Below are 25,834 nucleotides of genomic sequence, written 5' to 3'. Positions count from 1 at the left end.
GCGATTATGAAAAATATTAAACAACTAGCTATTTATAGCGCGATGTTCATAGCAGGATCAGTAGCGCCATCAGTACTGTCGCTTACACCGTTTGTAGATGTAAATACAGTACAGGCTCAGACAAAAACTAAGCGTGTTCCAGCGCTCAGAGAAAAAGTATACAGCCAGTTGGCTCGCGCACAAAAACTTGCTGATGATGGCGATGTTAAAGCGGGCTTAGAAGCCTTAGATAGTATTAACGAACGTTCATCAAGTATGAACTCATATGAAATTGCCATGATGCATAATTTCTATGGCTTTATCTATTACAATGAGAATCAGCTTGATAAAGCCATTGCATCTTTTGAGAATGTAGTGGCTGAAGAAGGTATTCCGGAATCGTTACGTTTATCTACTACATTTAGTTTAGCGCAGTTGGCCATGGCGAACTCTCAATACGATAAAGTAAATGAATATCTAGATAGCTGGGATGCAATAAATACTAAAGTTACTCCAGATAGTTACTATGTATTACGCGCACAAGCAAATTATCAGATAAAAGATTATTTACAAGCATTAAAATATATTAATACTGCGATTAACCTAGCTGAATCAGATGGTAAAATACCAAAAGAGAACTGGTTAGTTTTACAGCGCGCACTGTATTATTCACTGAATAAACCAAAAGAAGTAACTGAAACATTAGAAAAAATGGTTAAGTTATTTAATAAACCAAATTACTGGGTTCAGCTTGCTGGTATGTATGGTGAAATTGGTGAAGAGAAAAAGCAGTTAGCAATATTTGAAGCAGCTGACCAACAAGGGTTTGTTAAGTCGCGTTCAGAGCTTAAACAACTTGCACAAGTTTATATGTATAATGGCTTATCTTATAAAGCGGCTAAAATTATGGAACGTGGTTTAGAACAAGGTGTTATAGAAAATAACGCTAAAAACCAAGCGTTTATTGCTGAGTCTTTGGTGCAAGCTAAAGAAGATAATAGCGCAATTCCTTACTTTGCTAAAGCAAGTAGTTTGGTTGACCATGGTAATTATGATCAACGACTCGCTGAGTTGTATATTAATTTAGAGATGTTTGATGAAGCGGCTGATGCGGCGCGTTCTGCATTAGATAAAGGGCAGCTTGCTTTTGAATCAAATGCGTATGTTGCACTTGGTATGGCGCAATATAACTTGCAAAATTTTGATGCATCTATATTGGCATTTGAACAAGCAGAAAAGCATAAAAAGTCAGCTAATTTAGCAAAGCAGTGGATTAAATACGTTAAAAAAGAAAAGCTCCACGTGGAAACGTTAAAGCAAGCACTTTTATAAATTTATAATCGCAACACCAAAGCCGCCTTCGGGCGGTTTTTTTATTTCTAAAAACTAAATTGTCATTTTTGTTTCCATAAAGTGTAACCCATTTGTAATACAGTCAAGTTACTTTATGTCCAAGCTTTTTATGCACTTATAATTATTATATATTTTGGAGATAAAAATGAAACTTTCTGGGTTATTCAAAGTAAGCCTTGTAGCTTCTGCATTAGTACTAGCCGGTTGTGGTGGTGACATTAAAGTAACACCTACAGTAAATGATAGTAGTGTTACTAACTCAAATAACACAACGACTAACCCTACAACACCTACAGACCCAACACCTACAGACCCGACACCTACTGAAAATCCATGTACAGCACGTACTGTTGCAGGTAACGAAGTTCAAGGTGCATTTGAAGCTCCTCATTGTGTATATGGTACTGACTTTGCTGGTAAGACATTAGAAATTGAAGAAGATATTACCTTTGCAGCGCTTGCTGATAACGGCGCACATGTTTTTGATGGCGCAATCCAAATGGGTAAAGACTGTAAAACAACTTCAGGCTGTACCGTTGAAGCAAATGGCCCAACTTTAAACATAGAAGCAGGTGCAACCCTTGCTTTTAAATCTGGTGAAGCAATTGTTCGTATTGGCCGTGGTGCTAAAATAAACGCAATTGGTACTGCACAAGCACCAATTACATTCACATCAGCAAACGTTTATTCTGAGTTTGATATTGCAGAGACTGGTGCTCAATTTGCAGACTGGGGTGGCATTATCATCAACGGTTTTGGTTTAACGAACCAGTGTACAAATGCAGAGCGTGCAGCTAACACTTGTAACGCAGAAGCAGAAGGTATCATAAGTCACTTTGGTGGTAAAAATAACGCAGACAGCAGTGGTAACATCAAGTTTGCTAATATTTGGTATGCAGGTTCAGGTCCGCGTGAAGGCGGTGACGGTGATGACTTAAACTCACTAACACTTAATGGTGTAGGTTCAGGTTCTACATTTGATTACCTTCATGTTCACCAAGGTTTTGATGACGGTATCGAGTTCTTCGGTGGTGCTGCAAACATCAAACATATCGTAGTAACAGATACACAAGATGATGCAATCGATATTGATGCAGGTTGGCAAGGTAATGCACAGTTTATCTTCGTGAAACACGGTACAGTAACAACAAAGAAAGCAGTTACTTATTTTGACGAAGGTGAAGAAAAAACAATCCCTGCTGGTTCAGAAGGCTTCATGGGTAACAACGGTTTTGAAACTGATGGTCAAAAAGGTAAGGGTGATGAATACTCAGAAGTACCTGCATCAAACCCAATTATTGCAAATGTGACCGTAGTAACAACTGATGGTAAATCAATCCGTGATAACAGTTCATCTCAAGCTGCTAAATTTGATGATGCAATTGAAGGTATGTACTACAACGCTTTATTTGTTAAAGCGCAAGGTGATAATGGTACTGATTGCATAGAGTTCAAAAAAGAAAGTGCAGAAGAAAAAGCGGTTGCAGGCAAGTTGATGTTCAACAATTCCGTACTTGCATGTGTAAATAACTTTAAAGTGGGTGAGAATTTTGTTAGCGGTGGTTCTAAAGCAGAATGGTTTGCAAACAGCGGTTCTAGCTTAGTTTTGAATAGCGGTGAAGGTGTATTGGCTGCCAATGGCTTTGCAACTAACACAGCCTCTACAGATGTTACCATCCAAGCGAATGACCTAAGTGGTTTAGATGCAAGCTTCTTTGAGCAAGTTGATCACATCGGTGCAGTGTCAGATACAGATACTAGTAGCGAATGGTATAAATGGGTACAAAAATCACTTGCTGCCATTGCAAACTAATAATCTATTAAGATTTTAAGTGTTTATCACAAAGTGGGCGCAGCTAATGCGCCTTTTTTATGATTTTTGGCAGGATTACAAATGAATACTCAAATGAAATTAAAAAAAATTGCTTTGGCAGTTAGTTCTGCAATGATGGTAGGCATTTCATTGCCTAGCATAGCAGCAGAAGACGAAGCAATCGAAGAAGTTGTTGCAGTTGGCACGCGCTTACAAGGCAGTGCAGCAGCAGTAATTGAAGAGCGTAAGAACCAAGCATTTGTTGCCGATATTATGGGCGCAGAGCAACTAGCTCGAACAGGTGACAGCGATGCTGCTTCAGCTTTGCGTCGTGTGACAGGCCTAACGCTTGTAGATGGAAAATTTGTGTATGTACGTGGTTTAGGTGAGCGTTATTCAAGTGCGCGATTAAATGGCGCATCAGTACCTAGCCCTGATTTAACACGTAACGTAGTACCGTTAGATATTTTCCCTTCAAGTATTATTCAAAGTTTAGCGGTACAAAAAGCATACTCACCTTCAATGCCTGCGGCGTTTGGTGGTGGTAACATCGACATTCGTACCAAATCTGTACCTTCAGAGTTTTCTGCTGGTATAGAGGTTGGCGTAGGTATGAACTCAAGCTCGGATGAAGGGTATACATATTCTAGACCCAATGCTGGCCAGCCAGATGCTTTGCATAGTGCCGTTTTGAGATATAAAGGCGACTTTAGCCTAAGCGGCATTGTAGACAGAGACGGAATTAAAAGCACTGAAACTCAAAACCGAGCTGAACAAGCTGGGGCCATAAACAAAGCGCTTGTTTTATCATTACCTAGAGACTTAAAAGTAACTAAAGAGTCGTTAGATCCTAACTATGATATCAAAGCAAACATTGGTAACAGCTTTGATGAAGAGTACTTTGGTGGTACTGTTGGCTTTATGCTTGCGGGCTCTTATGATAGTGACTGGTCATTCTCTGAGCGTAAAACAGCTGTTACTGACGATGATCCGTCAGAAGGCTGTACAACCTCTTTAGCGACCACAGAAGATGCTAGAAATAACTGCTACATTACTGTAAAAGATTCAAAAGTAACGACTGAAAATGAACGTTTAAGTGGCGTGTTTAACTTAGGCTATAAGTTAGATCAGCATAGTGTCAGTTATTCTAAAATTTACTTAGAAGATAATGAAGACGAAGTAAACCTGTCAGTACTGCAAAGCCCTAATGGTAGTACCGTAAGAACAATTGCGGGTACGGGTCAAGCTCAACGTTCTCATCGTTTTAATTATGAAGAACGTACTTTAGATGTTGATCAGTTTATAGGCCAACATACCTTGCTAGATTACTGGGGAATTGGCGCAGATTGGCAATATACAGAGTCTAAAGCTGAGACGCGTATTCCTACTAATATCGACTATAAATTTATTGATACGTTTGAAAATGGTATTTATGAGAATTCAATAGTAACAGGTGATGACAACCGTGCTGTTTATTCTTATACCGATATGGTTGATAACGTAAAGTCATACGGTGGTAATGTGACACTGCCACTGTCGTTTGATAGTGTTGAAGTAACGTTAAAAGCGGGTTATGACTTTTTAGATAGAGCACGTGTTTACAATACTTCTAGTTTTGCTATTAATAACGAAACTGGCATTTCAATACCTGTAAATAGCGATGAAAACAATATCTTAGGCATGACAAGCTATCTAACCGATACTTTTGTTAATGATAACGATTTTTTCTTGTCGTTTAATGAGCCAACAGCACCAAGTGCAGATGACTACATTGCTGCACAAAAAATTGATGCTGGTTATTTTGAGTTTGATGCATTCTTTAATAACACTTGGCGTGTAAGTGGCGGTTTACGTTACGAAGATTTCAAACAAGTTACTATCGGTACATCTAGTTTAATCTTTGATAAAATTACTCAGGGTATTTATTACTCAGAAGAGACAATCAAAGAGGGTACGGTAAATCTTGATGATGTTTTCAGCTCGTTAGCTTTGACTTACTTAGCCGAAAATAACTATCAAGTTCGCTTTAGCTATGGTGAAACGGTAGTTCGACCAGATTTACGTGAATTAGTCGCTGTTGCTTACTTTGACCCTCTAACTGATATTAAAACATTTGGTACACCAGGCCTTAAAAGTAGTGATTTGAAAAACTATGATGCACGTTTTGAATACTACATGGATAATGGTGACAACTTCTCCGTTGGTGCTTTTTACAAAGACATTGCTAACCCAATTGAAACTGTACTTCGTGTAGGCGATGAAGATTACAGCGCATCTTTTGTTAACGGCATAGAAGGTGAAGTATACGGCATTGAAACAGAATGGTTATTCGATTTATCATCATTGGTAAGTGGTACTTTTACTTCGGGTAACATAACCCTCAGTGATTCTGAAGTATCAATTGATCCAGCTTTTGCGGGCAACTTAACTAACCCTACTAAGCGTATGACAGGTCACTCAAAATATGTTGTTAACTTACAAATGGGTTTTGACTCAGCTGATGGACAACACAGTGGTTCAGTTGTATATAATGTATTTGGTGAGCGTATTTTAGCATCAGGTATTGGTGGGCGAGATGATGCTTTTGAGCAGCCTTTCCACTCACTTGATTTAGTATATACTTGGTATCCAGACTTTAACTCTAAAGTTAAGTTTAAGGTTAAAAACTTGCTAGATGAAGAGCAAGAAGTGACACAATCAGATTTAATTGTAAGACAAAAAGAAGTGGGAACTTCTTTAAGTGTGAGCTATAGCTACGAGTTTTAAGCGCTAGCATACAGTTAAAACTGTTCAAAATATAAGCCAAGGCAATTGCCTTGGTTTTTTTATCTCATAAAAAGTTATTAGATTTGATTGCGAAAATATGACATGTGACGTAGAATAATCACAATCGGTTATATGAATTAACACTGAACCAAATAATTTACGTATAAATGTTAGTACTTTAATAAATTTGTCATCTTTATACTTTAAAGTGCTTTCAATCCAAAAGGTTATAATTAAAAATTATAAACAAACCTAGAACCGAGTTCTGAATTGGTGTCGTGAACATCAGATTAGGACAACCTTTACATGTTGTATCCAAACCCCGCTTGCGGGGTTTTTTATTTTTAATTTATCTTTAGTGTACTGAAAAACATAGTTATTTATTTTATATTGATTGCTAACTTAAAATCTTTTATGTCTTTTTAGCCACCTTCTATTTTTATTTCTCCTACCTATTTATTTAGAAGATCAAATTTCAAAGTCCGATATTAATATGTATTGAATTACTGGTTCATACTAATTTATGTCTATTTTAAGGGAAATAATATGAAATTTTGGCTAGTCGAACTCAGCCACATTTGTTATTTTGGACGTCTAGACTCACGCAATGTCTAATAATTTAAAATAAAGGTAATAATATGAAAAAAGTAGGACTCGTTGGTTGGCGTGGTATGGTGGGCTCGGTGCTCATGCACAGAATGATGGAAGAAAATGATTTTGCGTTAATTGATGCGACTTTTTTTACTACATCACAAGCAGGGCAGCTTGGTCCTAACTTTGCTGGCGCTGCAAAACCTTTGCTAGATGCCAATGATATGAACGCTTTGTCAAAAATGGATGTGATTATTTCATGCCAAGGTGGTGATTATACCAACTCTGTTTACCCTAAATTGCGTGACTCTGACTGGAGTGGCTATTGGATTGATGCAGCATCAGCACTGCGTATGTCATCTGATAGTATTATTGTGCTTGACCCCGTCAATAACGATGTGATCACACAAGGCTTGGAGCAGGGTGTTAAAACATTCGTGGGGGGTAACTGTACAGTTTCTCTCATGCTACTCGCACTAGGCGGTTTATTTGAGAAAGACTTGATTGAATGGGTAAGCCCGATGACATATCAAGCGGCGTCAGGAGCTGGTGCGCGCAACATGCGTGAGCTTATTACGCAAATGGGTGAGATCCATGGCTCTGTCGCAAGCCAGTTAAATGACCCAAGCTCAGCTATTTTAGAAATTGATAAAATTGTTGCGAACAAAATTAAATCTGATGATTTGCCCACCGATCAATTTGGCGTGCCTTTGGCTGGTAGCTTAATACCTTGGATTGATGTGCCAATGGAGTCTGGTCAATCGAAAGAAGAATGGAAGGCACAAGTAGAAGCAAACAAAATCCTTGGCTCATCAAAATCGCCTATCCCTATAGACGGCTTATGTGTGCGTATCGGTGCAATGCGTTGTCACTCGCAAGCAATGACTATAAAACTAAAAGCTGACTTACCAGTAGACGAAATAGAGCGAATTTTAGCCTCCCATAATGACTGGGTTAAAGTCATACCAAATAATCGTGAACAAACGGCTAAAGAGTTAACGCCTGTTAATGTTACAGGTACACTTGATATACCTGTTGGCCGCATACGTAAGTTAGCAATGGGTCCAGAATACATAAGCGCGTTTACTGTTGGTGACCAATTATTGTGGGGCGCAGCTGAGCCACTTCGCCGTATGCTGCGGATAATATTGTCAAGCTAAGCTCTCACTTGTAATTCAGGCTCACAAAATACTAGGCATTTTTAAGCTAAACAGTTGGCGCCAAATTGGCGCCATTTTTATTTTTGCTGCCAAAACTTAGCGTATAGCTTTGGAAATTGTTCCATAAGTAGTTTTGGTTTGTTTTTAAATTTTTTGCCTTGTGGCGCAAAGTTAACAACATTGTGATAGGGCAGCTCTTCGCCTGTAATATCTTCATGCAACAAACCAGCAATCAAGTCGAGTTCATCGCAGTAGGGCGCTGGTAGGTCATTTTTAACTGGTATATGTTCGTACTCTGCCAAGCAGTCAGGGTTAGCTAAAAACTTTGCTAAGTTTTCTTTACCTTGAAGAATTAACCAGTTACAAAAGTCTAAAAAGTCATACTCGCTATTACAGCCACACATTACATATGCAAAAGCCCAATTATCCCAGTGCCATAGTTTACGCAGTTCTTGCGTGTAGAGAACATCAAATTGTGCGATGTCATTTTTGTCGAGTGTTGATAGGGCGGTTCTAAGCGCCAAGTTAACATTATTACTATTTTTTACTGACGCTATTATTTGCCAAAAAGTATCGGTGTTCATTATCACATTCTATTGCGTTACATTTATTGCAATTTTAGCATAGCAAGATAAACAAACGCAGCCCTATAGACGTTTTGCTGATATTGCTGTAGATTCGCGGTGCATTAAATAAAGAGTGAATAAAGATGTTTGATAATGGCTTTGCCTGTATTGGCTTAACTAACCCTAAAAGCCCCAGTAACGTTGGCGCAGTAATGCGTGCAGCCGGTTGTTATGGGGTAAACTCGGTTTTTTATACGGGTAAACGATTTGACAACGCACGAAAATTTACCACTGATACCAAAAAGGTGTATCAAAACATTCCATTAATAGGTACTCAGTCACTTGCCGACGTGTTACCGCTCGGCGCAACGCCTGTTGCAATTGAGCTAATTGAGGGGGCAAAACCACTTACTGAATATACTCACCCAAAGAGTGCATTTTACTTATTTGGTCCTGAAGACGGTTCTCTCGATAAAGACACGCTTAAACTCTGCCAAGATGTAATATATGTTCCTACTCAAGGATGTATGAATTTGGCTGCAACCGTTAATGTTGTGCTTTATGACAGGTTATTGAAATCGGGCATTAAATTTAATGATGATGAAATAATTCGCAATAGCCGAGATAACAACAATAATATTGTTTTAACTGATCTTTTAAGTCAGCCATAAACAAATCACCAGTTGCAGTTTAAAACCTTGATATACCAGATTTTATTCTCAAAAAGTCTGGCTTTTGCAAATTTAACGGGGGGTAATTGAATATCCAGCCGTGCGGCTAAATGAGTTCTGATCAAGGCTTGTAATTGCGGACCTGCAAGTTTATTAAAAGAAGAGTGCAACTTTTCTTTGTCAGTAGTGCTCAGCTTATTTCCCTGACTATATTTATATGCAGAATCAACCCAAAAAAGATAGGCTTTTTTGGAAGTGTCTGGGTATTCAGCTGATAGTTTTGATATGTGAGGGTATAAACGTTGGTAGTTAACCCCTTGATTTTGAATTACAAAAGTAAACATTAAATTGATACCTGAATTAATATGACCGGAATGATTATTTGCTAATTGAAAACCCGACAATGCTTGACGAAAGTGCAGCTCAGCTTGCTTAATACTTCCTTGATCCATTGCAATTGCCCCTAAATTATTTTCAATAGTTGCAATGGCACGTAAGTTATCTAACTTTTTTGCAATGACAGCCGCTTGATTGTATAAAGATATAGCAATGGCATATTTTTGTTGATGACGAGCTACAACAGCGCTACTGATCAGTATTGAAATTCTTTGTCCTGACTGCTCGGTATGTTTTAGTGCACATGAAAGCACATTTTGAGCTGCGTCAAAATAGTTAGACTTTCTTAGCCAAATGCCGCTACCACTTAATATAGTGACTAACTTATCGGCAAACGCTTTTTTATCATCCAAAGCAAACAGCGAGTCAAGTATCGGCTCAACAGCTTCTAACTTGTTTAGCATAATTGAAATACGCATTTTTAAAGCGTAAAAGGTAACTTTCTGTTCATCAGACAAGGAATTTACGTTTTTTATTTGGTTAAGAATTGCCTGTGATTGCTTAGGATTAGATCGCACGAAGTATTGCGCTCGTGTGAGTTCATAGTCAACGTCTTCGCTTGATGCAGACAAACAAGATGAACTGATAAAAGTTAGCAAGGAAAATAAAGTAACTTTATATTTATACAACAAAAGTGATCCCACATAGGATATAGAATACTTTCAAGTATAGGATGAGCTGAAATGTGGTCAAGCACCTCGTTTAGTCCGATATTGTCTAGTATTGGACATTGTGTGCATTTATAAATGGTATCGACTATGAAACATCATAAACAACATTAATAGCTCATAATTTATATTATGTTAAATTATGGTGTGTAATATCACTTGCCACTACTACCTTTGTATTTTATCCTGCGCAGACTAACAGCTATTGTTGTAAGGGGTCGTTCATTTCTAGATTTGGGAGAGATTAGAATTTTAAGATTTGATAGCTTTGAAGCCCCTATTAACTAAGGACTTCACACATCCTAGCCTTAAAATTTATCAAAATCAACTTACGTTTGTTTTTAGACAAAAACCGCTCATTTTGACTCATTTGCCGCTCATTCCTGATCGTTCGACGTTTAGAATTAGATCGAAATTCGCCGTTTTAAATTAAGTTTAAATAGGCTTTAAACGCACATTAAACCCCGTTTAAATCTTTTGAACAGCAACCACACGGTTAAAATCGCCATCAACTTGTACAGTAATGATCACACCGTTTAGTTGTAGCTTTATCACGCTTTTGTTAAACGATACATATGCACCCGTTTGCACAACTTGCATCAGCTCTGTTGCTTTTTCATAACCCAATACATTTATAGCGCTCATCATTGCTTGATGCTCGATGACAATTAACGTGCTTTTTGCACTCAGTGAATTACTCGCTATTTTATAAAACACATCACTTTGCATGTGGCCCAACACAAACACGGTCCCAGAATCTGTTTTGTTCAGAGCTTGTTTAGCTGCGGCTGTTGCTAGCTGTTTTTTAAAATAGCTTTTTTCGCCTTGGTTTATTATCTCGTTAAAAATAGGTGTTGCTACTTCGCGTAAATTTTTATCCAAGCGCCCTAGCATTTCGCCTGTTGATTTGTCGGCTCCTAACCATGCTTTACCCGGGTTATAGTTCCAACCTAAATCAATGCCAGCTAGTTTTTCTAACTCTTCACCCGTTTCAGAGTCTGCAACTTTAAATGGCTTTAACAGTGGCTCAACTACGTGATCAGGCGTAACAGTTAGGCCCATTCGTTTTATATCTGCATCGCTTAAACTTACAACTTTACATCGGCACATCCAACCATTTGGCGGATAATGAGAGTCCCAAAACTTATGATCTAACGGTAACAATATATAGTGCCACTTTTCGTGGGCTTTTCTTACTCGTTGATCACCTGCGGTCAGATACAGTAAATATGGCCTGCGGTGTTTTATACGTTCTTGCTGTTGCCAGCGGCCCGCTGCGCGTGCTGTATTTTTATTGTTTTGGTAAATAACTTGGGTTCGCCAACCTCGTTTGCCATTGTACGACCAGCCATGTTTAGCAACTACGTCATCAAACCTTTTTCTGAATGATGATAGCGTTTCGCCTTGCTCAATTGATGTAACAACTGATTTATATAAATCATCTAAAAGCTGTGTTTTGGTCGCGCCAGCAACTGTAAACGCGCGTGCATGGATATGACCTTGTAAGTCTTTGTATGACTCTGTGGGTATTTGGATTTTTTGTTTTAGATGAGAAATGGCCTCGTCAAACTTAATGAGTCGGCCATACTGGGGAGAAATTGGCATAAGCGCCCTACTTAATTTTGCTTAGCAAACTGTTGGTTTTGTCTTTTGAGCCTTGGCTTGAGCCATAAAAAAACTGAAGTATTGCGCCAAGTGTTGTGCCAAGTAAAACTTTGCATTTTTCTTGCGCTATCAAGGTTTTTAAAAGCGATCTCTGCGAGTGTTTCTTCCTTATTTATAACCGCAAGTCTAAATTGATATTGAAGTGGGTCGCTTGTGCCTATTCTTTTCAAAACCTCGTCTGGCTCTTGTGTGCCTGTGAGTGTTTGAGCTATATCAACAACTTTTTTAGCTACTTCTTCGCCATTATCACCGCCAATCCATTGACCAATTTTAGTATCTAAACCAGTTAATTTTGCTACACCTAGTGCAATTGTGATTGGGTCCATAACTCACCTCACAGCTTTGCAATATCAAGTGAAACGGCGTTGTCGTTGCCGTGATCATCTTGCTTATAAAAACGAATGAAACGCACGCTATCAATGGCATTAATTGACTCGGCGAGCATGTCCATAGCGCGGTTCCATTTGCCTGTTTCGTCTTCAATCTTAAGTCGTCGTAAACTTAAAATTCGCTGAGGGTTTACAGCGCCTTGCTTGTCGGTAGCAAATACCTTGTTTACGATGGCTCTAATGTTTTGGTTGCCGCCTTCAGACCATTCATCTAAGCATTGATATATGAGTTCTTTAGCTAATCTTTCTTCGGGACCTAGTTCTATTCGTTCTTGCGACTGTATTTTCACAGCGAGCTTATTATCAAACGAACGCAGTGTGACATTGCCTTTTTTACCGCCTAAATTTACGCCGTATTCTTGAGCCAATAGCTCCATAAACTCGTCGGCTTGCTCCATTTGCAACTGTTTAAACGCTAAAAGCTCCGCTTGTTGTTTCTCAGCCAACGCTACGGCTTGTTTTACAAACTCGTCCTTAATTAGGTCTGTTTGTTTGATGTTTTCTATGGCAACCAAATTACCTTTACCGTCTTTCATGTAACCGTCTGGTATATCAGTCATCGTTTATCTCCGCAGTGTTGGCTTCATCCATCCCTTGTAAAAATTCCAGCTCAAATGCTTTGCTTGCCACATCGGCCAGCGCGCTAGAGCTGATATTTGGGAATTGTGAAAGGATTTTTTGTTTTAGTTCTTCGAGCGATTCTGAGCCTTTGGCGAACTCAAAAATTTTGGCAATTTCTGTATGCGTCGCTTGGTCAAATTCGTCGAATTGGGGCATATCCATGTGGTTTATATCCGTAGCTGCAAAGTCCTGTTTTGCAGCGCTCGCAATTCCTGCGCCATCGTCCTGTACTTCTAATATTTTTTGGCCATCTTGAGGCTTTGGTATGCCCAAGGTGCTATAAACATAGTCTTCGGTAACCGGCACTAACTTTGCGCTTTCACGTACTACGCTGACCGCATCCAGATTGATGTCTTTTTTGTCGCGCCAAATGTATTTGGGCGGCTCGCCACCATCAAAATTAACTTTGTGAATGGCTTCTAATATCTGGTTTCTATACCCAGATACAAGCGCCCTATCTGCCCGTTGATTTTCACCTGCGCGTTTAGCATGGGTTTCACTGGCAGCCCTTGCCCCGCCTTGCTTTTGTTCTGTTGCTAAAGTTTGACTTGTGAGCGCTTTACTCATTTCTGAATTACATAAATTAATAAGCTGCAGCTGTACAGGCTCACCGCTCATTTTGCTTTCTAATATTTCAATTGATGTGTCGTCAGGAATCACCGCCACACCGTCACTAATGAGCTTTACCAGCCCGTTGATGAGCTCTTCTATTTGCCCGTCGGGTGTCCCAACAGGGTGTTTTCCGATTGGGAATGGCACCCCAAAACGCTCACACAACTGGAAAAAAAACTTAAATCCGCCATGTTTAAATGTCCACGGCCAAAAGCAACTGCTTAACAGCGGGATACCATAGGGGTTTTTACTGCTTGGCATATGTCGAACACAGGTCCAGCGCGCATGTTCAGTGAGTTCGCCTTGTGGGTTTTCTTTGGTTTTCACAAGTAGTTCGTGATCTGAATTAAACACAAAACGACTCGCGGGCCAGCTATCAATGCTCGATGGCAACCATTGGTTATTGGCCTTTTCGTACTTGCCTAAATGCGTAACCGAATAGCCGTGTAAAATGCCGCTGTAATTGTGCCAATCTAGGTCTAGCCACTGGGTATTTACACGGGGTCTACGTGCAAAAAGTTGCTTTGCTAACTCATAGCTTTTCTGGCTTGCGGCATCATCACCGCCTGGTACCAGTTCGGCATTGAATGCAAACATACCTGAGCGCAGAGAACGTAGCTCGCCAATCACATGCGGGTCGCGCGTTATCTCATCATAAATCAGCGCGCTTTTCCCTGCTTTGCGTAGCACTGGATCGGGGTTTGGTAGCTCTGTCATCATGGCAAACATGTTTGGGTCCGTTGCGCTCATGTTGAACAGCTTTTGTAGCTTTCTATAGTTTTTGTAGCTTAAATGCGGCTTAGACATGGTAACCCTCAATATTCTTGATTACTTTGGTGCTGCGAGGTTTAGGTACGCCTCCAGCCCCTTTACTTGCAGACTCCCATAAAAGCGATAGCGCACAACTCAAGTCATAATGGTGGGCACTTTGTTTCGCGGGCCAGTTTTCAAGTTCATCCGTTAATAACGTGCACTTAGAGTGAAAAGCAATTTGGGCTGGCTCGTTAGTCACATAAGGTTCAAGGGCTTCTATCCGCTCTTCTTGACTAACAGTGGCGGTGACTCCTCGCAGTGGCAATGCGATTTGCTGGTCTAAGCCGCGCTTTATATAGTCATGGCGCATGTACTCAAACGCGGTATTATTCTCAAAGGCCCATACAATGCAGTTGTATTCTTTCTGGGCTCTAATTAGGTCGTTGAGCAATTTGCTTGTACCGCGTACTTTACGGCTTTCGTACTCAACGTGTAACTTGCCAAGTTCCAGTGAATAAAAGCCAACAAGCAGTGCACTCGGGTCGGCTTTTTGCGTTTTTCCCATGCTTGGGTCGCAAGCGCCGTAAGGCTTCCATAGGTTCAGACGGTTTACCCAAGTTTCAAACTGATAGAAAATTTGCTCTTCATCGCTTTTGGCAATACCTTGCATTTCTCGGTTGAATTCTTTTTTGTTAGAGGCCCACATTTCCATTGTTTTATATAGCGAGCGAACGCTAGGCCAACTTGTTTTAGCGCCTTTACTCATCTTGCGTTTGTTCTTCAGCCAAAACTTAAAACTGGGTTTATCTTGTGTGCTAACAGCCTCCCCTTTTTTAGCCGCGCGTTTCTCAAACTCTTTGTCGTCATAGAGCATCAATTCACGGCATTGCTTCCAAAGCTCCATGTCTTCTGGGTATTCAGAGATGGCTTTGAATCTATGAACAATATGGCCAGGCGCATTTTCAGCACGAGAAATAGGGTCATCGTTGTTAAGTACCGTGTTAATACCAAGAAACTTAACTGAGCCGTCAGGTGGACCAAGATATTGAACCGCAGCCTCAAGAAACCCCCAGCGGTTGTCTCGCTCAGTGGGCGATTTTGCTTCTTTGTCGGTAATAATATCATCAGAAAGCAAAAGTTTTGGTCGGCTAGCGCCGTGGAATGTTCCCCTTACGCCTTGTTCAGCCCCTCGGCTTTCAAAACGGACCCCTTGCGGCGTAACAAACTCGCCAATTTTCCAGACGTTTGAGGGGGTGCATATCTCAGGAAAATCTAAAGACAGATTGTTATTGTTCAGCAGTTCAGTTTTAACCACCTCTAAGGTTTTGGCGGGCATTTTAGCCTCTGCACCAAACAAAATAACATTGTCGATAAACACACTCGGACGCGTTAAGTTAAGTTCGTTGCATATCTCTTCGTCTTGTCTTAGCGCTTGTATACAAACGTATATTGGGGCAAGTTTGGCTGCAAGAGTGCTCTTACCTTCGCCTCGTGGCGCAACAAACCAGTTTTTCCAACCATTATCAAGGTCAAGTGCTTTAGGAAACCACTTCATAAAGTACTCTTGAAACTCACTTGCCTTTTGGTCGTCATCAAGCCACATATGATGGGGAAAGTACGTATACACAAAAAACGTAAAATCGCCGTTTAGTACACGTTTTCTACGCGCTGAAATTGCCTCTGGGCTTGGGTCAATATTCCGTTCTTTGGCTTCTATATCGCGGCGCAGAGTGCCAGCTATACTTTCGAGTTCGGTTAAGAACTCTTTAGAATTCATATCTGCCATTAGTCATCCAGCTCTTTGTCTAAACGTGGACCGAACGCTTGCAGAATGTCAACAAGTGCTGGGGCAAAGTCGGGGTGATGGGTTGAAACAAACTGTGCCAGTTTTTTGATTACTTCAGCCGCAATTGAACGCTTTTCTAAGCGCTTATTGCCTCCGCTATTTTTCATCACCTTGCTCATCATATCGGTGAGAGAGTTTAGGGTTTTGGTGCGCTGATCTAGTGTGAGTTCGCTGCTTTGCTGCTTGAGTAGGTTGAACGTTTCGCTTATTTGAATCGTAAATTCTTCGATGAAATCTTGGGTAAACTCGCCTGCTGGCCCAACTGATTTACGTGACGCAGCACGGGCCAAGTCCCAGTCGTCACCGTCTGCTTTTGCTTCAGCTTTCCAGCGACGTGCGGTGCCATCAGCCACATTATGCTTTATTGCAGCAACAGATAGCGCGAGTAATTCATTGACATAGCTATGACGTACCGCGTTTTTAATGTCTAAACTGTGGGCCATATTAACTGCTCCCAGTTTTTAAAATCTCGACAGCCATAGCAACAATAAGCCCCGCACCACCACCAAACCCAGCCATTTTAATACGGTTATTGGTTACATGGGTTTCAACTTTTTCAACACGGGCTTCTAAGCCGTCTACGCGCTTGGTTAGGTCGGTTTTAATGTCGGTCACTTCTTTTAAAATCGCGGTTTGTGTCGCTTGAATTTGGCCAATGGATTGAAAAAGTTGGTTCTCTTGCTCTGGGGTCATTGTTGCCACTCCCCTGTTGCCATTTGTTCGGCTAGTTCGTCGGCGCGCGCGCCAACTTGTGAGGCCCAGCGGCTATTGAGCATTTCAAGTGCGGCGGTTTCCCACTTTCCAGCTTCAACCGCTGCAATGGTATTTTTGAATTTCAGTAGGCCAGAAATGCCCAGGTTAAACGCCATGTTCACTAGCACGGCTTTGCGTGCGGGGTTACATTTTGATGTGTTGATGTTGCTTTGAACTTGCTCGGTAAAGGCTTTTATGTCGTTGCGTAGTAAATACAACGCTTCATCTTCGGTTATGCCTCGGTCTTCTAAATTTCGGCCATAGCCAATGGTTTGCTTACCCTGCGTACATAGATATGCAGTAGGCATAAACCCCTCATGGCGTTTTAGTTGTTGTAGTTGTTTTTCCATGGCTCACCTGCGCAGCTTGTTTTAGTTTGGTTTTAATACGAACAAAACAATCAGGCACAGGTTTGGGTGGTTTTTCAGCGCGCTTTTTGGCTATCAGCGTTTTAACGCTATTGCGCAATAACTGTAAATACCGTGGCTCGCATAACGCAGCAATCGCTTGTTTTTCTTCTCGCGTTTTTGCTGCAACAATGCGCTCGGCCAATTCCCACACGGGCAATGATTTTGCTTTGCTCATGGGGCAATAATCGCGCAGTTACTAATGCTATGGGATATGTAAACTAATTTGCAGCGGTGTGATTGAGGTGACTAAATTAGGCTAAATTAAAAACGGCTAGTATGCAATACCAGCCGTTTAAATTGAGTTTAAACATGGTTTAAAGCGATGGGTTATCTACCGACCCTACTGTGGATGCCTTAACGCTAAACTCTGTTAACGCTCCGTCAAAACTAGATGAGGTTGCAATGTACCCACAACTGTCGCATATGATACTAAATTGATAGTGTTTTACTGTGTACAAGCAATCAGGGTTGTTAGTCCCGCAGTCTGGGCAATTTACCTTTTTAAGCTTCGATGGATTTATGCCTAACGCGTCCACTTTCGCTTTAATACTTGGTGTTTGTGAGTTCATAAATTATCTAGCACCTGCAAAAGTTAAGTGATCAACTGAAAAACAGCCCGATTTACCCTTGAGCTTAACTACTACTTCACCGCTACACATTGTCCACGCTTCAGTTGTTGTATTAACTGACTCACCTCCCCTGAGTGCTATTACTGATTGATAAATAAAACAGCTACCTACAGGGTACTTTTCATTAAATTGCTCGGCCGTTATTTGTCGCATACTATCTCTCTCTTAGCCTCTTCTAGCTCTTGCTCTAATTCAAGGAGCGGCAAGCCAAGGCGTTTACGTTGTTTAATGTAGATGTTTAAAGTGTTTAAACCCGCTTTAAACATCCATGATTTTGGTGTGCTGCCGCCGCTTAACTGCAAAGCGGTGAGTAGCACAAAATTATTGCTACGCATTATTCGCCACTGTTTTGCTCCCAAAAAACACGCCATAGCGATTTACTTTCGGGTTGAATGGGTGGATAGGCGGGCATTGCATTTTTACCTGTATTGCTCGTGGGTCTATCTGGCGGAATAGACGGCCCGCCATTTCGCCCTGTGCGACAGTCATGCTTTTGCGTTAAATGGTCACAGTCTGCTATGAGGCCCAGCACAAAACCCAGTGCAATCAAACCTACATAAACCAACTGTTTTAGTGCTAACTTCATATCTTAAACTCCATTTGGTGCTCTTTATAAGCTCCCTGCTCTTTGAGTATTTTGGTGATCCACTGGCGGGTGATTTTAAATCGCCGTACCAGCTCTTGGATTGTTGTGCCGTTGGCTACCTCACTCACTATGGTTTGGTCGCGCACTTGCACCAAAACCTTATGCAGCATAGGTATTTGATACTGTTGCTCGGCGTAACGCTCAAGCGCCTTGCACATATCCAACCCAAACACTTTTACAAACTCGCATTCAGGTGTTGGGTGTTTGGGAATGTAAAACATTTGGCCTTGCTGCTCTGTTAAAACTGCAATAGCCCGCTCTACGCCCAGCACTTTTACAAACTCACGAATACCTGCAGGGAGTGCACGTAAATCAATAGTTGGTTCACTCATCAAACAGGCCCTCTATGCTGTACGCCCTGTCAATTGCTCTATTGCCTAACCTGTCTTCAAGCAATCTACGTTTTGCGCATTTTTGTCGGTCTTTGACGCTAGGTTTGCGCGCACCAAAATTCTCGGTGTAGGGCGTGTGCTCAGGGTTAACAGGCACACGGTTAAACTCGTTAATTGTGCTCATGGGCATGCCCTCTTGCTAACCAGTTTTTGAGTATTTCAATCAACTTTTGCCAATGGTTTTCGGCTCTAAATAACGTTTCACCATCGGTGTACTTAGCACAAAAGCTGTCACACGCTTGTTTGCTATCAACCTGCACTAGTCCTGCCTTGGCGAGCTTGCCCCACAGGCGGTAAATGTGGCGTAGCGCCTCGGGTAGCTTGGTTTTAGCTTTAGAGCTGCTTGCGTTCATACCCTGGTAGCGACCGAGTAACTGCTTTTGCTCATCAGGCATTAGTTTGGTACAAGTAGAAACGCGGTACTTGCTTACCTCAAGTACGTTTTGACGGTGTGCGTCATCACTAATATGCGCGTAGCGCTGAGCTACTTTAATTTGTTGAATGAGGTTCATTAGGCCACCTCTTCTATAATAAAATCAGGTAATAAGCTGAACTTTTTAATTTTTACGTCCCAGTTTTTCCAATCTGATTCGTACAGCGCAGCTATGTCGCTATAGCGTTTGGTAAATTCACTGGTAAAACTTACCTGCGATTTAACCTTTTCTTGCTGTTTACATTCGTATAGCTTAGCGCCTAGCAATATGGCGAATGCCGCTTTAGTGTTGCCATTAACGCTGTCTAGAATAATGCCGCAAGGGTCGTGTTTGCCCAGTGCGCTCAGCATTCTGGCGTTGTTAATGTTGTTGCTAATTACAAACTTGGCGCTAAAAAAGCCTTCGTTTATTTCTATAGAATATGGCATGTTATTAATTCCTGTTGATTGCCTTGTTGCAGCAAGGCTTTTAATAAAAAGGTAAATAAGTGACTACTTATCCAAACCACCGAAAGTACTTGAAGTTCGCTTTGGCAGCTCAGCAGTCAATTGATCAAAGCTTTTCTGAAGACGACGTTGAAGCTCTGAGTCTTGAGTTAGCTGGTTGGACTTTGAATGACTTTCGCGCTTGGCGCACTGACAACAGTCACGAGGTAAATGCATTTCTAGAGGGGGTGAATTTTGCATCTTCCTTAGACGAGCTAACTCATCCTTCGTTAAAAATTCGCTTAGCCGGCTATCATGTTCTGTCTGAGGCGGTTTCATTGCTGTCTCCGTTAATTGGGTCTTTGCTGTTAGAGGTTGAGGATTCGTATCCTGGTCAAATTCGCTCTTTGAGCGAGGTGTATCAAAAGTCGCGTTTAACGCTGGATTATGTGTGGCCATTTGGCACCCCCTGTCCGTTTAAATTCAAATAGTTGGTTTGTTTAAAATCGCTGAGAAGATTGAATTAACCATGAGTCGATCCACTTTTTTATTCGGGTTTTTGCGTATGTGAGTTATTAAATGTGGGAGTAACCCTTCAACGAGCATACGAGCATTACCCTCCACTCTTTTATGCAGCCACTGCCACCACTTATGGTTATCTTCCGCAATTGGTAACGTGTTGTCGGTTAGCTCAAAGAAAAGGGTTTTAATATCGTCAACTGGTAACTCGCCAACAGGCTTGGGCCAGAAGCACACTCGGCTAGAGATGAGTTCGTAGCGTTCTTCACTTTGTAATTTGTCTACTAGCCTAATATTACCTACCAGTACAACACCAACAAATGCCTTGTCAGATATGGTACGTAACGGGTCTAGCGCACTTGGGCGGCATTTGTCGGCTTCATCCAATATGATCAGACGTTCAGAGTCCTTAAGTGCATCAGTTATTCTTTTGAGGCGAACAGAGTTTGACGCTTTAGGTATTCCTAACTTTGTTGCTAGGCAATCTAAAACTTGTGCGGATGAGGTTTCCTCATCGCCATAAATAGCTAATACATCATCGTTATCTTCGCAATAGCGTTTAATACCCGTTGTTTTACCAAGCCCTGCCTGCCCAACAAAAACTGCAATCCGGCGTCTATCGCGTGCCTGCTCACACGCCATTTTTATTAAACTAGGTACACTGGTTTTAACAAATGGTACTTCACCGTAGCGAATTTTAATCTTCTTATTCTCAGTGGCTTGTTGAGGGTCGTCGGTTTCGCTATCTAGCTCGGTAGGCTCTAACATACTCCAAACTTCGTGTAAGTATTTGCTTGGTTTAGCAGCATATTTACCGTTTAACAATTGGCTGACCATACCTGTAGTTTTACGTAAACGAGAAGCTATCGAACTACTTGTAATCCCTTGGCCGTTCAGCTCTTTGTCTTGCATGCGCTTTTTAATGCGCGCTAGCACAAGCTTGTCGTCTTCTGAATACGTATTGCTGATAGCAGACTCATCACCAAAGTTTTCAGCGTCAAAGTCACCAAAAAAATGTTTCCAAAGTTTATCTAACACCTTTTTTGGGTTAATTGGGCTTTGGCCATTTAAAATTGTATTCACTTGGTCAAGTGGCCAACCTAAGCAATATTCAGTCGCATTAATGTTAAATAGCGCAATCTCAGCGTTTAAAATCGCAACTTGCTTTTGCTGTAGGTCGCTATAGTGCTGTGTAAATTTCATTTATTCGTCCTCCAAATCAAATAATTCACTCGGGTCAAATGCCACTTCAGCCTCTTCAAACTCAACGGCAAAATCATTTATATTTAGGTCTAGGGTTTCGGGTTGTTCGTGGGTAAGTGCATTTGTATCTGCGGCTAAAGCCGATACAGACTCAACGTCAACAACTCGGCTCAATGCTGCGCGGGCTTGTTTTTCAGCCAAGTGCTTTTGTAAACGTTTTTCTTGGTTTTCAAGGCGTTCAATTTGTTTTTGCTCAATGCGGGATGCAGGAAGCGCTTCAGATTTCGACTTAAGCAAGCAAATCATAATGAACTCGCCAGTAAGCTCGTATAAATTGATGTACGAGTCATCGTGTAGGTCATAGCCTGCGACGAGTTCTTGGCCGTTAAATTGATGTAAGTGATCAGCTCGGTATAAACGATTGTGTAAGCGAATACGACCACGGAGAATATTTACTTTTTCGCGCGGTAGTACAACAAAGTCAGTGCAAGGGGGCCTGTCTTGTTGTAGCCCCTCTTCCCACACTTGTAAACGTGTTCTGCCTTTAATTTCAGGGTGCGGGCTATTGTGATAATCAACTAAAAAAGCCTTAAACTCAGTTACCCACTCTTCAACTGTTGGCAAACGGCGCTCGCCTTTGCGTACTTCTCTAAGCAAAACTTGTTTATGGTGATCGTTGTGGTGGCGTCCGCAATAACTGGCAAAGCGCTTTCCGACTCGGTCTTCCATGTACAAGAAGAACCTTTCGATCCATTTGGCTCGTGCATTGCCCGGAATAGCAAAAATGGTTTCTATATCAAACTGCGCATATATGCCCGTGCATTCATCAGCCATCATTTGGCTTTTGTACCCTGAGCCGTTATCAACATACAGCATGTTAGGTATATGGTTGTGGGTACGAATAGCACGAGTAAGCGCTGTTAATGTGCTAATAGATGACTCAGCTTCGCCCAGTTCCCAGCCAACAATGCAGCGGCTTCCTACATCTTGAAAAGCGGTAAGTTCTGCGCGCCAAGGCTTACCCGTGTTTGGGTGAGCTAAATATACATCTAAGGTGTGGCCATCGCCGTTATAAATAAACCCAGGCGGAATGTGGTCGGTTGAGCGTATTAAGTGATCTTTGTGCTTCTCTCGATACAACTTGCTGCCCATTCGGTATGGGCTTTGGGGGCCAAGCTCATGAGGCAATTTATTAATAAAACGGCGAACTTGAAAGGCCTCGACTTTATAGCCTTCTTTTATTAGCTGGTCGGTTACTTGAGCAAAGCTTGGTGAGTTAATCGCGTGGTATAGCTCTAATGCGCGTCTAGCCCAATCAGGTTGCTTAGCTATGCGGCCTTTGTTATTGGGCAAAAGCCCTACTAGTCCATTCTCTTTATAAGCATTGCACCAGTTGTAAAGCGTTGCGCGTGACGGAAATTTACCTACACATGCAAGAGCTAGCATAACTGCTGGCGTTACCATACCTACGTCTACGTTTTGCTTTAATTTATTCAGTGCTGCGTCTAAGTTACCCTCGAACGCAATCAAGTGCTTCACAAGAACAGCTTTAGCTTGTGCTTTTTTACGTGCTTTATCGCCAGCTTGGTTCCAATCTTTTGTACTGGTTAGGCTTGGTAGGTTATTAAATTTAGCTACGGCTGGGTGCATTAGTTATTCCCCTTGTTTAAATTGAGTTTAAAGCTCTCAAGCAAACGCTCACGCTCTGTGTCTACGTATTGCCATTCGGCGTTATCAAACTGCGGTAGGTTGTCGATGCCCTGCACATGGTCACCAAATTCGTCATGTATTTGGCTGAGCATGGTGCCAATTTGTGTGTAAATACTGGCGTATGCGTGGTGCAACACTTGCGCAGCGCTTATGCGGTCATTTAGGTCAATTGTGCGTAGGTCGCATAGTTGTTTAACGCTCGACTGCGCCTGTTGCAGTGCTTCATTTAAAAGCTCGGTATGAACAATCGCGTCTTTACGTATTTCGCTAATAAAAATTGGCATATCAAAACGCGATGTAGGTGCCTTACGCAGTCGCTCGTTTTCAAGCTCGTTGATTGTGTGGGCAAGTGTGTCTTCAAGGTCAGTTTTGCTTTCAAGTAGCTCAGCAACTTGTTGCTTAATAGAACTACCCGCTGTTTCAGCCAACACTTCGTAATCTTGATCATCAAGTTCCTTGAGTGTTTCAATCGGGACTTTTGTGAGTTCACTCAGCTGATGTTGATTCATATTCAAAAGCGACAATTTGTCACTTTTAGATTTTGGTAGCGAAATCAACATTTTTGCTACAGCAATCGTTCGTTGAGCAGAACGACGATGAATCCCCCTCTCATCAAGTAATTGAATAAATCGGCCGTGCTGAACTTGTGCTTTAACGTGTAACAAGATAAGCCCCATTTCCGCAGCATCGCTAAATTGCCTATTAGCTAAGAAAGTAGCTCTATCCATGCAGTCGTCTATTGAGTCAGGCATAACAATATTTACAGGCAGAGTGTTAGCCTCCAAATGGCTTAAAAGCTCATCTGCCGACGCCTCGCCAACCATAGCAACTAGCTCTTTACTCATAGCAAACCCCAAATTTTAAACAGATCTTGGTCTTTGATTGTCATGATATGCGCCTTAATTATTCTTCAGTGGGTATTGATATCGAGTCGATGATTTCTTGTTGTGATCTAGCAATTTGTTGTTTTTGCATTTCCATTTCAGCGTGTTGTTGTAGTAATTGTGCTCGTTGGTCAAAAGCTTTATACATCAATGGTCCAAGTAAAATATTTACAGGCTCCATGCTTCTAATGGCCCAGCAAAGAGCGGGTAAATAGTGGATAGGCATATGTGCTGGTTGACTTGGTGCAAACCATTTGTTGAGCTTATTCTCGTCCACTTCAACCTCAAAAACTTTAAGAGCTTGGTTCATTCGTGCTGAAAGCCCTGCACGAGTAAACCCGCACTTTCTCATGCATGCGTTCACACAATGAACAAATTGGTGGTACACATCACAATCAGGTGGCACGTCAGCTTCAAGAATATTAGTTTTCATGTTTGCGTTCATCATGGTAAAAATCTCCGTAAAATAACCTAGCCTTAACTTGCTTTAGCATTCATGCTTATAGGGTCTGGCACTCGCTTCCCAGCTCGGATCGCTTTTACAACTTCTTCTCGTCGCGCTGTTCTGCCTGAAAATGCAGGCATATAAAAAGTGCCAAATACTTGGTTTGTTGGAAGGTCTAAGGTTTGGGCTATTGTTTCTGCAACTCGTAGTGATTTGCCTTTGCACTTTGCTATTTGGGTGACATGACTGACCGTTACATTTAGGGCTACAGCTATATCAGTAAACAAAATATCTTTGCTTTTTAGCTTTTCTTGTATCTCAGGGAATGTTAACTTTTTAGGTTGACTCATTTGTATGACCTCGAATGTACATATGTATTATTAACTTATTAAATTAATACATATGTATAAATCTTTGTCAAACAAAATACAGATATATTTTAAATTCAGTTTTAACCATACATATGTATTGACGGTGAAACATGGTTCTTGATACAGTTCAATTTGTTGATGTTCAAAGTGTGTACGATCAGCTTTATAGACTATTTAATGTTGATAGTGACACGGGGCTTTCTCGGGCTCTTGGGCTTTCTGCTTCCGCAGTTAGAAATGCTAGGAACAGAAATAGCTTACCTTGGGAAGGTGTTATTAACGGATGCATTTCTAAGGGAATTGATCTTAACGAAGTGTTTACAGGAAGCGCTTTAAATGTCAACAATGATAAAGAGGAAATATCTACTCGTGAAGACACTACGGAGTTTGCTGTTACTGATGTATTAGCAGCTAATAAGCTAGTAGTAGAAGTTTTAGATGATATTCTCGCTTATAAACGCTTAACAGCAGAACGTGAACTCTTAGTACGGAACAAGTTAACGCCATTGCTTTTAGAAAAGGTTTTTGAGTATAACTTTAATGAAGTGATGGTTAAGACAGTTGCGGAGGGTGCGCTATATATGACTTAAAGGAAATTTAAATGTTTAAATTAAAAAAATTATTACTCCCACTCACAATAGCAGTTGTTAGCATGAGTGCCGCTGCGCTTACCCCGCTTGAAGATCGTGCTCGTGTATCACACATGAACGCCGATTTATTGTTACCCGATGGTTCAACCCTAAATGTTGATGTGTCGTTTGACTGCGGTAGTGATTATAAAAATACCGCAATGATGGTTATGAGTGACTCCGGCGCACAACTCCTTGCTGCGGGTTATACGCATTTGTATGGCGTTGAAGCGGGCAAGGCCGTTATGCGCGCATGGAACACCAAAAAAAATAAGACTGACCCGCGAAAACCTACTTACTTATTTGTATTAGCTGAACGTACCAAGAGCTTTAACTGGCAAAGTTCACAGTACAGCCCCCAAAAACTTAACAATCACTTAAAATCTGTTACAATGAATGGTGCTCATTATGAACAATACCAATCAACAAACAATGAGCAAGATGTTCCTGTTGTTTTGGCGGGTTGTGGAGTAAGAGATCACAACGCCTACGAAGTAAATTAGGAAGTATAGGCCAGCTAGAAGGTTGGCCAATT

Annotated in this window: 32 protein-coding genes; 8 read left to right on the top strand and 24 right to left on the bottom strand. The window is 41.3% G+C overall.

Annotation, left to right across the window (positions count from 1 at the left end; all coding sequences use genetic code 11):
- Positions 1 to 6: 6 nt before the first annotated feature.
- The 4 genes from SANK73390_RS12795 to asd all read left to right on the top strand — a co-directional run bounded on the left by SANK73390_RS12795 (position 7) and on the right by asd (position 7,662).
- Positions 7 to 1,311 carry a tetratricopeptide repeat protein gene (locus tag SANK73390_RS12795; RefSeq protein ID WP_462766381.1) on the top strand — a complete coding sequence of 435 codons (1,305 nt, stop codon included), beginning with the start codon at positions 7 to 9 and terminating at the stop codon, positions 1,309 to 1,311.
- Positions 1,312 to 1,477: 166 nt separating this feature from the next.
- Complete coding sequence (locus tag SANK73390_RS12790; protein ID WP_462766380.1) at positions 1,478 to 3,145, top strand: hypothetical protein; 1,668 nt, start codon at positions 1,478 to 1,480, stop codon at positions 3,143 to 3,145.
- Between the two features lie 81 nt (positions 3,146 to 3,226).
- Complete coding sequence (locus SANK73390_RS12785; protein WP_462766379.1) at positions 3,227 to 5,911, top strand: TonB-dependent receptor domain-containing protein; 2,685 nt, start codon at positions 3,227 to 3,229, stop codon at positions 5,909 to 5,911.
- A 638-nt stretch (positions 5,912 to 6,549) separates the two neighbouring features.
- A complete protein-coding gene (asd, locus tag SANK73390_RS12780; RefSeq protein WP_462766378.1) occupies positions 6,550 to 7,662 on the top strand; it encodes an aspartate-semialdehyde dehydrogenase in 1,113 nt (370 codons plus the stop codon).
- 77 nt (positions 7,663 to 7,739) lie between these two features.
- On the opposite strand, the gene SANK73390_RS12775 is transcribed toward asd, so the two are convergent.
- Positions 7,740 to 8,246: a DUF4240 domain-containing protein gene (locus tag SANK73390_RS12775; RefSeq protein ID WP_261626968.1), complete on the bottom strand. Its 507-nt coding sequence runs from the start codon at positions 8,244 to 8,246 to the stop codon at positions 7,740 to 7,742.
- Between the two features lie 125 nt (positions 8,247 to 8,371).
- Between SANK73390_RS12775 and SANK73390_RS12770 the strand changes: the two genes are divergently transcribed.
- Positions 8,372 to 8,899, top strand: coding sequence for an RNA methyltransferase (locus tag SANK73390_RS12770; protein WP_462766377.1), 528 nt, complete (start codon positions 8,372 to 8,374; stop codon positions 8,897 to 8,899).
- A 5-nt stretch (positions 8,900 to 8,904) separates the two neighbouring features.
- On the opposite strand, the gene SANK73390_RS12765 is transcribed toward SANK73390_RS12770, so the two are convergent.
- The 18 genes from SANK73390_RS12765 to SANK73390_RS12680 all read right to left on the bottom strand — a co-directional run bounded on the left by SANK73390_RS12765 (position 8,905) and on the right by SANK73390_RS12680 (position 19,541).
- A complete protein-coding gene (locus tag SANK73390_RS12765; RefSeq protein WP_462766376.1) occupies positions 8,905 to 9,924 on the bottom strand; it encodes a tetratricopeptide repeat protein in 1,020 nt (339 codons plus the stop codon).
- A gap of 507 nt (positions 9,925 to 10,431) precedes the next feature.
- Complete coding sequence (locus SANK73390_RS12760) at positions 10,432 to 11,568, bottom strand: phage head morphogenesis protein (RefSeq protein ID WP_462766375.1); 1,137 nt, start codon at positions 11,566 to 11,568, stop codon at positions 10,432 to 10,434.
- A gap of 11 nt (positions 11,569 to 11,579) precedes the next feature.
- Positions 11,580 to 11,954 (bottom strand): hypothetical protein, encoded by a 375-nt coding sequence (locus SANK73390_RS12755; protein ID WP_462766374.1) that lies wholly within the window; start codon positions 11,952 to 11,954, stop codon positions 11,580 to 11,582.
- An 8-nt stretch (positions 11,955 to 11,962) separates the two neighbouring features.
- Positions 11,963 to 12,577 (bottom strand): DUF3164 family protein, encoded by a 615-nt coding sequence (locus SANK73390_RS12750; protein WP_462766373.1) that lies wholly within the window; start codon positions 12,575 to 12,577, stop codon positions 11,963 to 11,965.
- Positions 12,570 to 14,057, bottom strand: a complete 1,488-nt coding sequence (locus tag SANK73390_RS12745; protein ID WP_462766372.1) for a phage portal protein family protein — start codon at positions 14,055 to 14,057, stop codon at positions 12,570 to 12,572. The genes SANK73390_RS12750 and SANK73390_RS12745 overlap by 8 nt, the downstream gene beginning before the upstream one ends.
- Positions 14,050 to 15,789, bottom strand: coding sequence for a hypothetical protein (locus SANK73390_RS12740; protein WP_462766371.1), 1,740 nt, complete (start codon positions 15,787 to 15,789; stop codon positions 14,050 to 14,052). Before SANK73390_RS12740 ends, SANK73390_RS12745 begins: the two co-directional genes overlap by 8 nt.
- Complete coding sequence (locus SANK73390_RS12735) at positions 15,789 to 16,292, bottom strand: DUF1804 family protein (RefSeq protein WP_462766370.1); 504 nt, start codon at positions 16,290 to 16,292, stop codon at positions 15,789 to 15,791. Before SANK73390_RS12735 ends, SANK73390_RS12740 begins: the two co-directional genes overlap by 1 nt.
- Before the next feature lies 1 nt (position 16,293).
- Positions 16,294 to 16,542 (bottom strand): hypothetical protein, encoded by a 249-nt coding sequence (locus SANK73390_RS12730; protein WP_462766369.1) that lies wholly within the window; start codon positions 16,540 to 16,542, stop codon positions 16,294 to 16,296.
- Positions 16,539 to 16,952 (bottom strand): glycoside hydrolase family protein, encoded by a 414-nt coding sequence (locus SANK73390_RS12725; protein ID WP_462766368.1) that lies wholly within the window; start codon positions 16,950 to 16,952, stop codon positions 16,539 to 16,541. Before SANK73390_RS12725 ends, SANK73390_RS12730 begins: the two co-directional genes overlap by 4 nt.
- Positions 16,918 to 17,187 (bottom strand): hypothetical protein, encoded by a 270-nt coding sequence (locus SANK73390_RS12720; RefSeq protein ID WP_462766367.1) that lies wholly within the window; start codon positions 17,185 to 17,187, stop codon positions 16,918 to 16,920. The genes SANK73390_RS12725 and SANK73390_RS12720 overlap by 35 nt, the downstream gene beginning before the upstream one ends.
- A gap of 139 nt (positions 17,188 to 17,326) precedes the next feature.
- Positions 17,327 to 17,581: a hypothetical protein gene (locus SANK73390_RS12715; RefSeq protein ID WP_462766366.1), complete on the bottom strand. Its 255-nt coding sequence runs from the start codon at positions 17,579 to 17,581 to the stop codon at positions 17,327 to 17,329.
- A gap of 3 nt (positions 17,582 to 17,584) precedes the next feature.
- Complete coding sequence (locus SANK73390_RS12710) at positions 17,585 to 17,794, bottom strand: hypothetical protein (RefSeq protein ID WP_462766365.1); 210 nt, start codon at positions 17,792 to 17,794, stop codon at positions 17,585 to 17,587.
- Entirely contained in the window at positions 17,782 to 17,976 is a 195-nt protein-coding gene (locus SANK73390_RS12705) for a hypothetical protein (protein WP_462766364.1), read from the bottom strand. The genes SANK73390_RS12710 and SANK73390_RS12705 overlap by 13 nt, the downstream gene beginning before the upstream one ends.
- Entirely contained in the window at positions 17,976 to 18,227 is a 252-nt protein-coding gene (locus SANK73390_RS12700) for a hypothetical protein (protein ID WP_462766363.1), read from the bottom strand. The genes SANK73390_RS12705 and SANK73390_RS12700 overlap by 1 nt, the downstream gene beginning before the upstream one ends.
- Complete coding sequence (locus SANK73390_RS12695) at positions 18,224 to 18,619, bottom strand: Mor transcription activator family protein (RefSeq protein WP_462766362.1); 396 nt, start codon at positions 18,617 to 18,619, stop codon at positions 18,224 to 18,226. The genes SANK73390_RS12700 and SANK73390_RS12695 overlap by 4 nt, the downstream gene beginning before the upstream one ends.
- On the bottom strand, positions 18,612 to 18,803 hold the full coding sequence (locus SANK73390_RS12690) for a hypothetical protein (protein ID WP_462766361.1): 192 nt from the start codon (positions 18,801 to 18,803) through the stop codon (positions 18,612 to 18,614). The genes SANK73390_RS12695 and SANK73390_RS12690 overlap by 8 nt, the downstream gene beginning before the upstream one ends.
- Positions 18,790 to 19,191 carry a phage protein GemA/Gp16 family protein gene (locus SANK73390_RS12685; RefSeq protein ID WP_462766360.1) on the bottom strand — a complete coding sequence of 134 codons (402 nt, stop codon included), beginning with the start codon at positions 19,189 to 19,191 and terminating at the stop codon, positions 18,790 to 18,792. The genes SANK73390_RS12690 and SANK73390_RS12685 overlap by 14 nt, the downstream gene beginning before the upstream one ends.
- The gene (locus tag SANK73390_RS12680; protein ID WP_462766359.1) at positions 19,191 to 19,541 is read right to left on the bottom strand and encodes a hypothetical protein; all 351 of its coding nucleotides are present in this window, start codon (positions 19,539 to 19,541) and stop codon (positions 19,191 to 19,193) included. Before SANK73390_RS12680 ends, SANK73390_RS12685 begins: the two co-directional genes overlap by 1 nt.
- 59 nt (positions 19,542 to 19,600) lie before the next feature.
- On the opposite strand from SANK73390_RS12680, the gene SANK73390_RS12675 reads away from it, so the two are divergent.
- Positions 19,601 to 20,029: a hypothetical protein gene (locus SANK73390_RS12675; RefSeq protein WP_462766358.1), complete on the top strand. Its 429-nt coding sequence runs from the start codon at positions 19,601 to 19,603 to the stop codon at positions 20,027 to 20,029.
- Here the strand turns inward: SANK73390_RS12675 and SANK73390_RS12670 are convergent.
- From SANK73390_RS12670 to SANK73390_RS12650, 5 genes are read right to left on the bottom strand one after another with little or no spacing between them, the layout of a single operon-like run.
- Positions 20,022 to 21,260 (bottom strand): AAA family ATPase, encoded by a 1,239-nt coding sequence (locus SANK73390_RS12670; RefSeq protein ID WP_462766357.1) that lies wholly within the window; start codon positions 21,258 to 21,260, stop codon positions 20,022 to 20,024. The genes SANK73390_RS12675 and SANK73390_RS12670 overlap by 8 nt on opposite strands.
- A complete protein-coding gene (locus SANK73390_RS12665; protein ID WP_462766356.1) occupies positions 21,261 to 22,910 on the bottom strand; it encodes a transposase in 1,650 nt (549 codons plus the stop codon).
- Positions 22,910 to 23,815 (bottom strand): hypothetical protein, encoded by a 906-nt coding sequence (locus tag SANK73390_RS12660; protein WP_462766355.1) that lies wholly within the window; start codon positions 23,813 to 23,815, stop codon positions 22,910 to 22,912. The genes SANK73390_RS12665 and SANK73390_RS12660 overlap by 1 nt, the downstream gene beginning before the upstream one ends.
- Before the next feature lie 58 nt (positions 23,816 to 23,873).
- Entirely contained in the window at positions 23,874 to 24,287 is a 414-nt protein-coding gene (locus SANK73390_RS12655; RefSeq protein ID WP_462766354.1) for a hypothetical protein, read from the bottom strand.
- Between the two features lie 44 nt (positions 24,288 to 24,331).
- On the bottom strand, positions 24,332 to 24,649 hold the full coding sequence (locus SANK73390_RS12650; protein WP_462766353.1) for a hypothetical protein: 318 nt from the start codon (positions 24,647 to 24,649) through the stop codon (positions 24,332 to 24,334).
- 131 nt (positions 24,650 to 24,780) lie between these two features.
- Between SANK73390_RS12650 and SANK73390_RS12645 the strand changes: the two genes are divergently transcribed.
- Positions 24,781 to 25,260, top strand: a complete 480-nt coding sequence (locus SANK73390_RS12645; RefSeq protein WP_462766352.1) for a hypothetical protein — start codon at positions 24,781 to 24,783, stop codon at positions 25,258 to 25,260.
- A gap of 11 nt (positions 25,261 to 25,271) precedes the next feature.
- On the top strand, positions 25,272 to 25,802 hold the full coding sequence (locus SANK73390_RS12640; RefSeq protein ID WP_462766351.1) for a hypothetical protein: 531 nt from the start codon (positions 25,272 to 25,274) through the stop codon (positions 25,800 to 25,802).
- Positions 25,803 to 25,834: the final 32 nt, after the last annotated feature.

The sequence above is a fragment of the Pseudoalteromonas sp. SANK 73390 genome (assembly GCF_054966645.1).
This window is presented reverse-complemented; position numbering and strand designations above follow the sequence as displayed.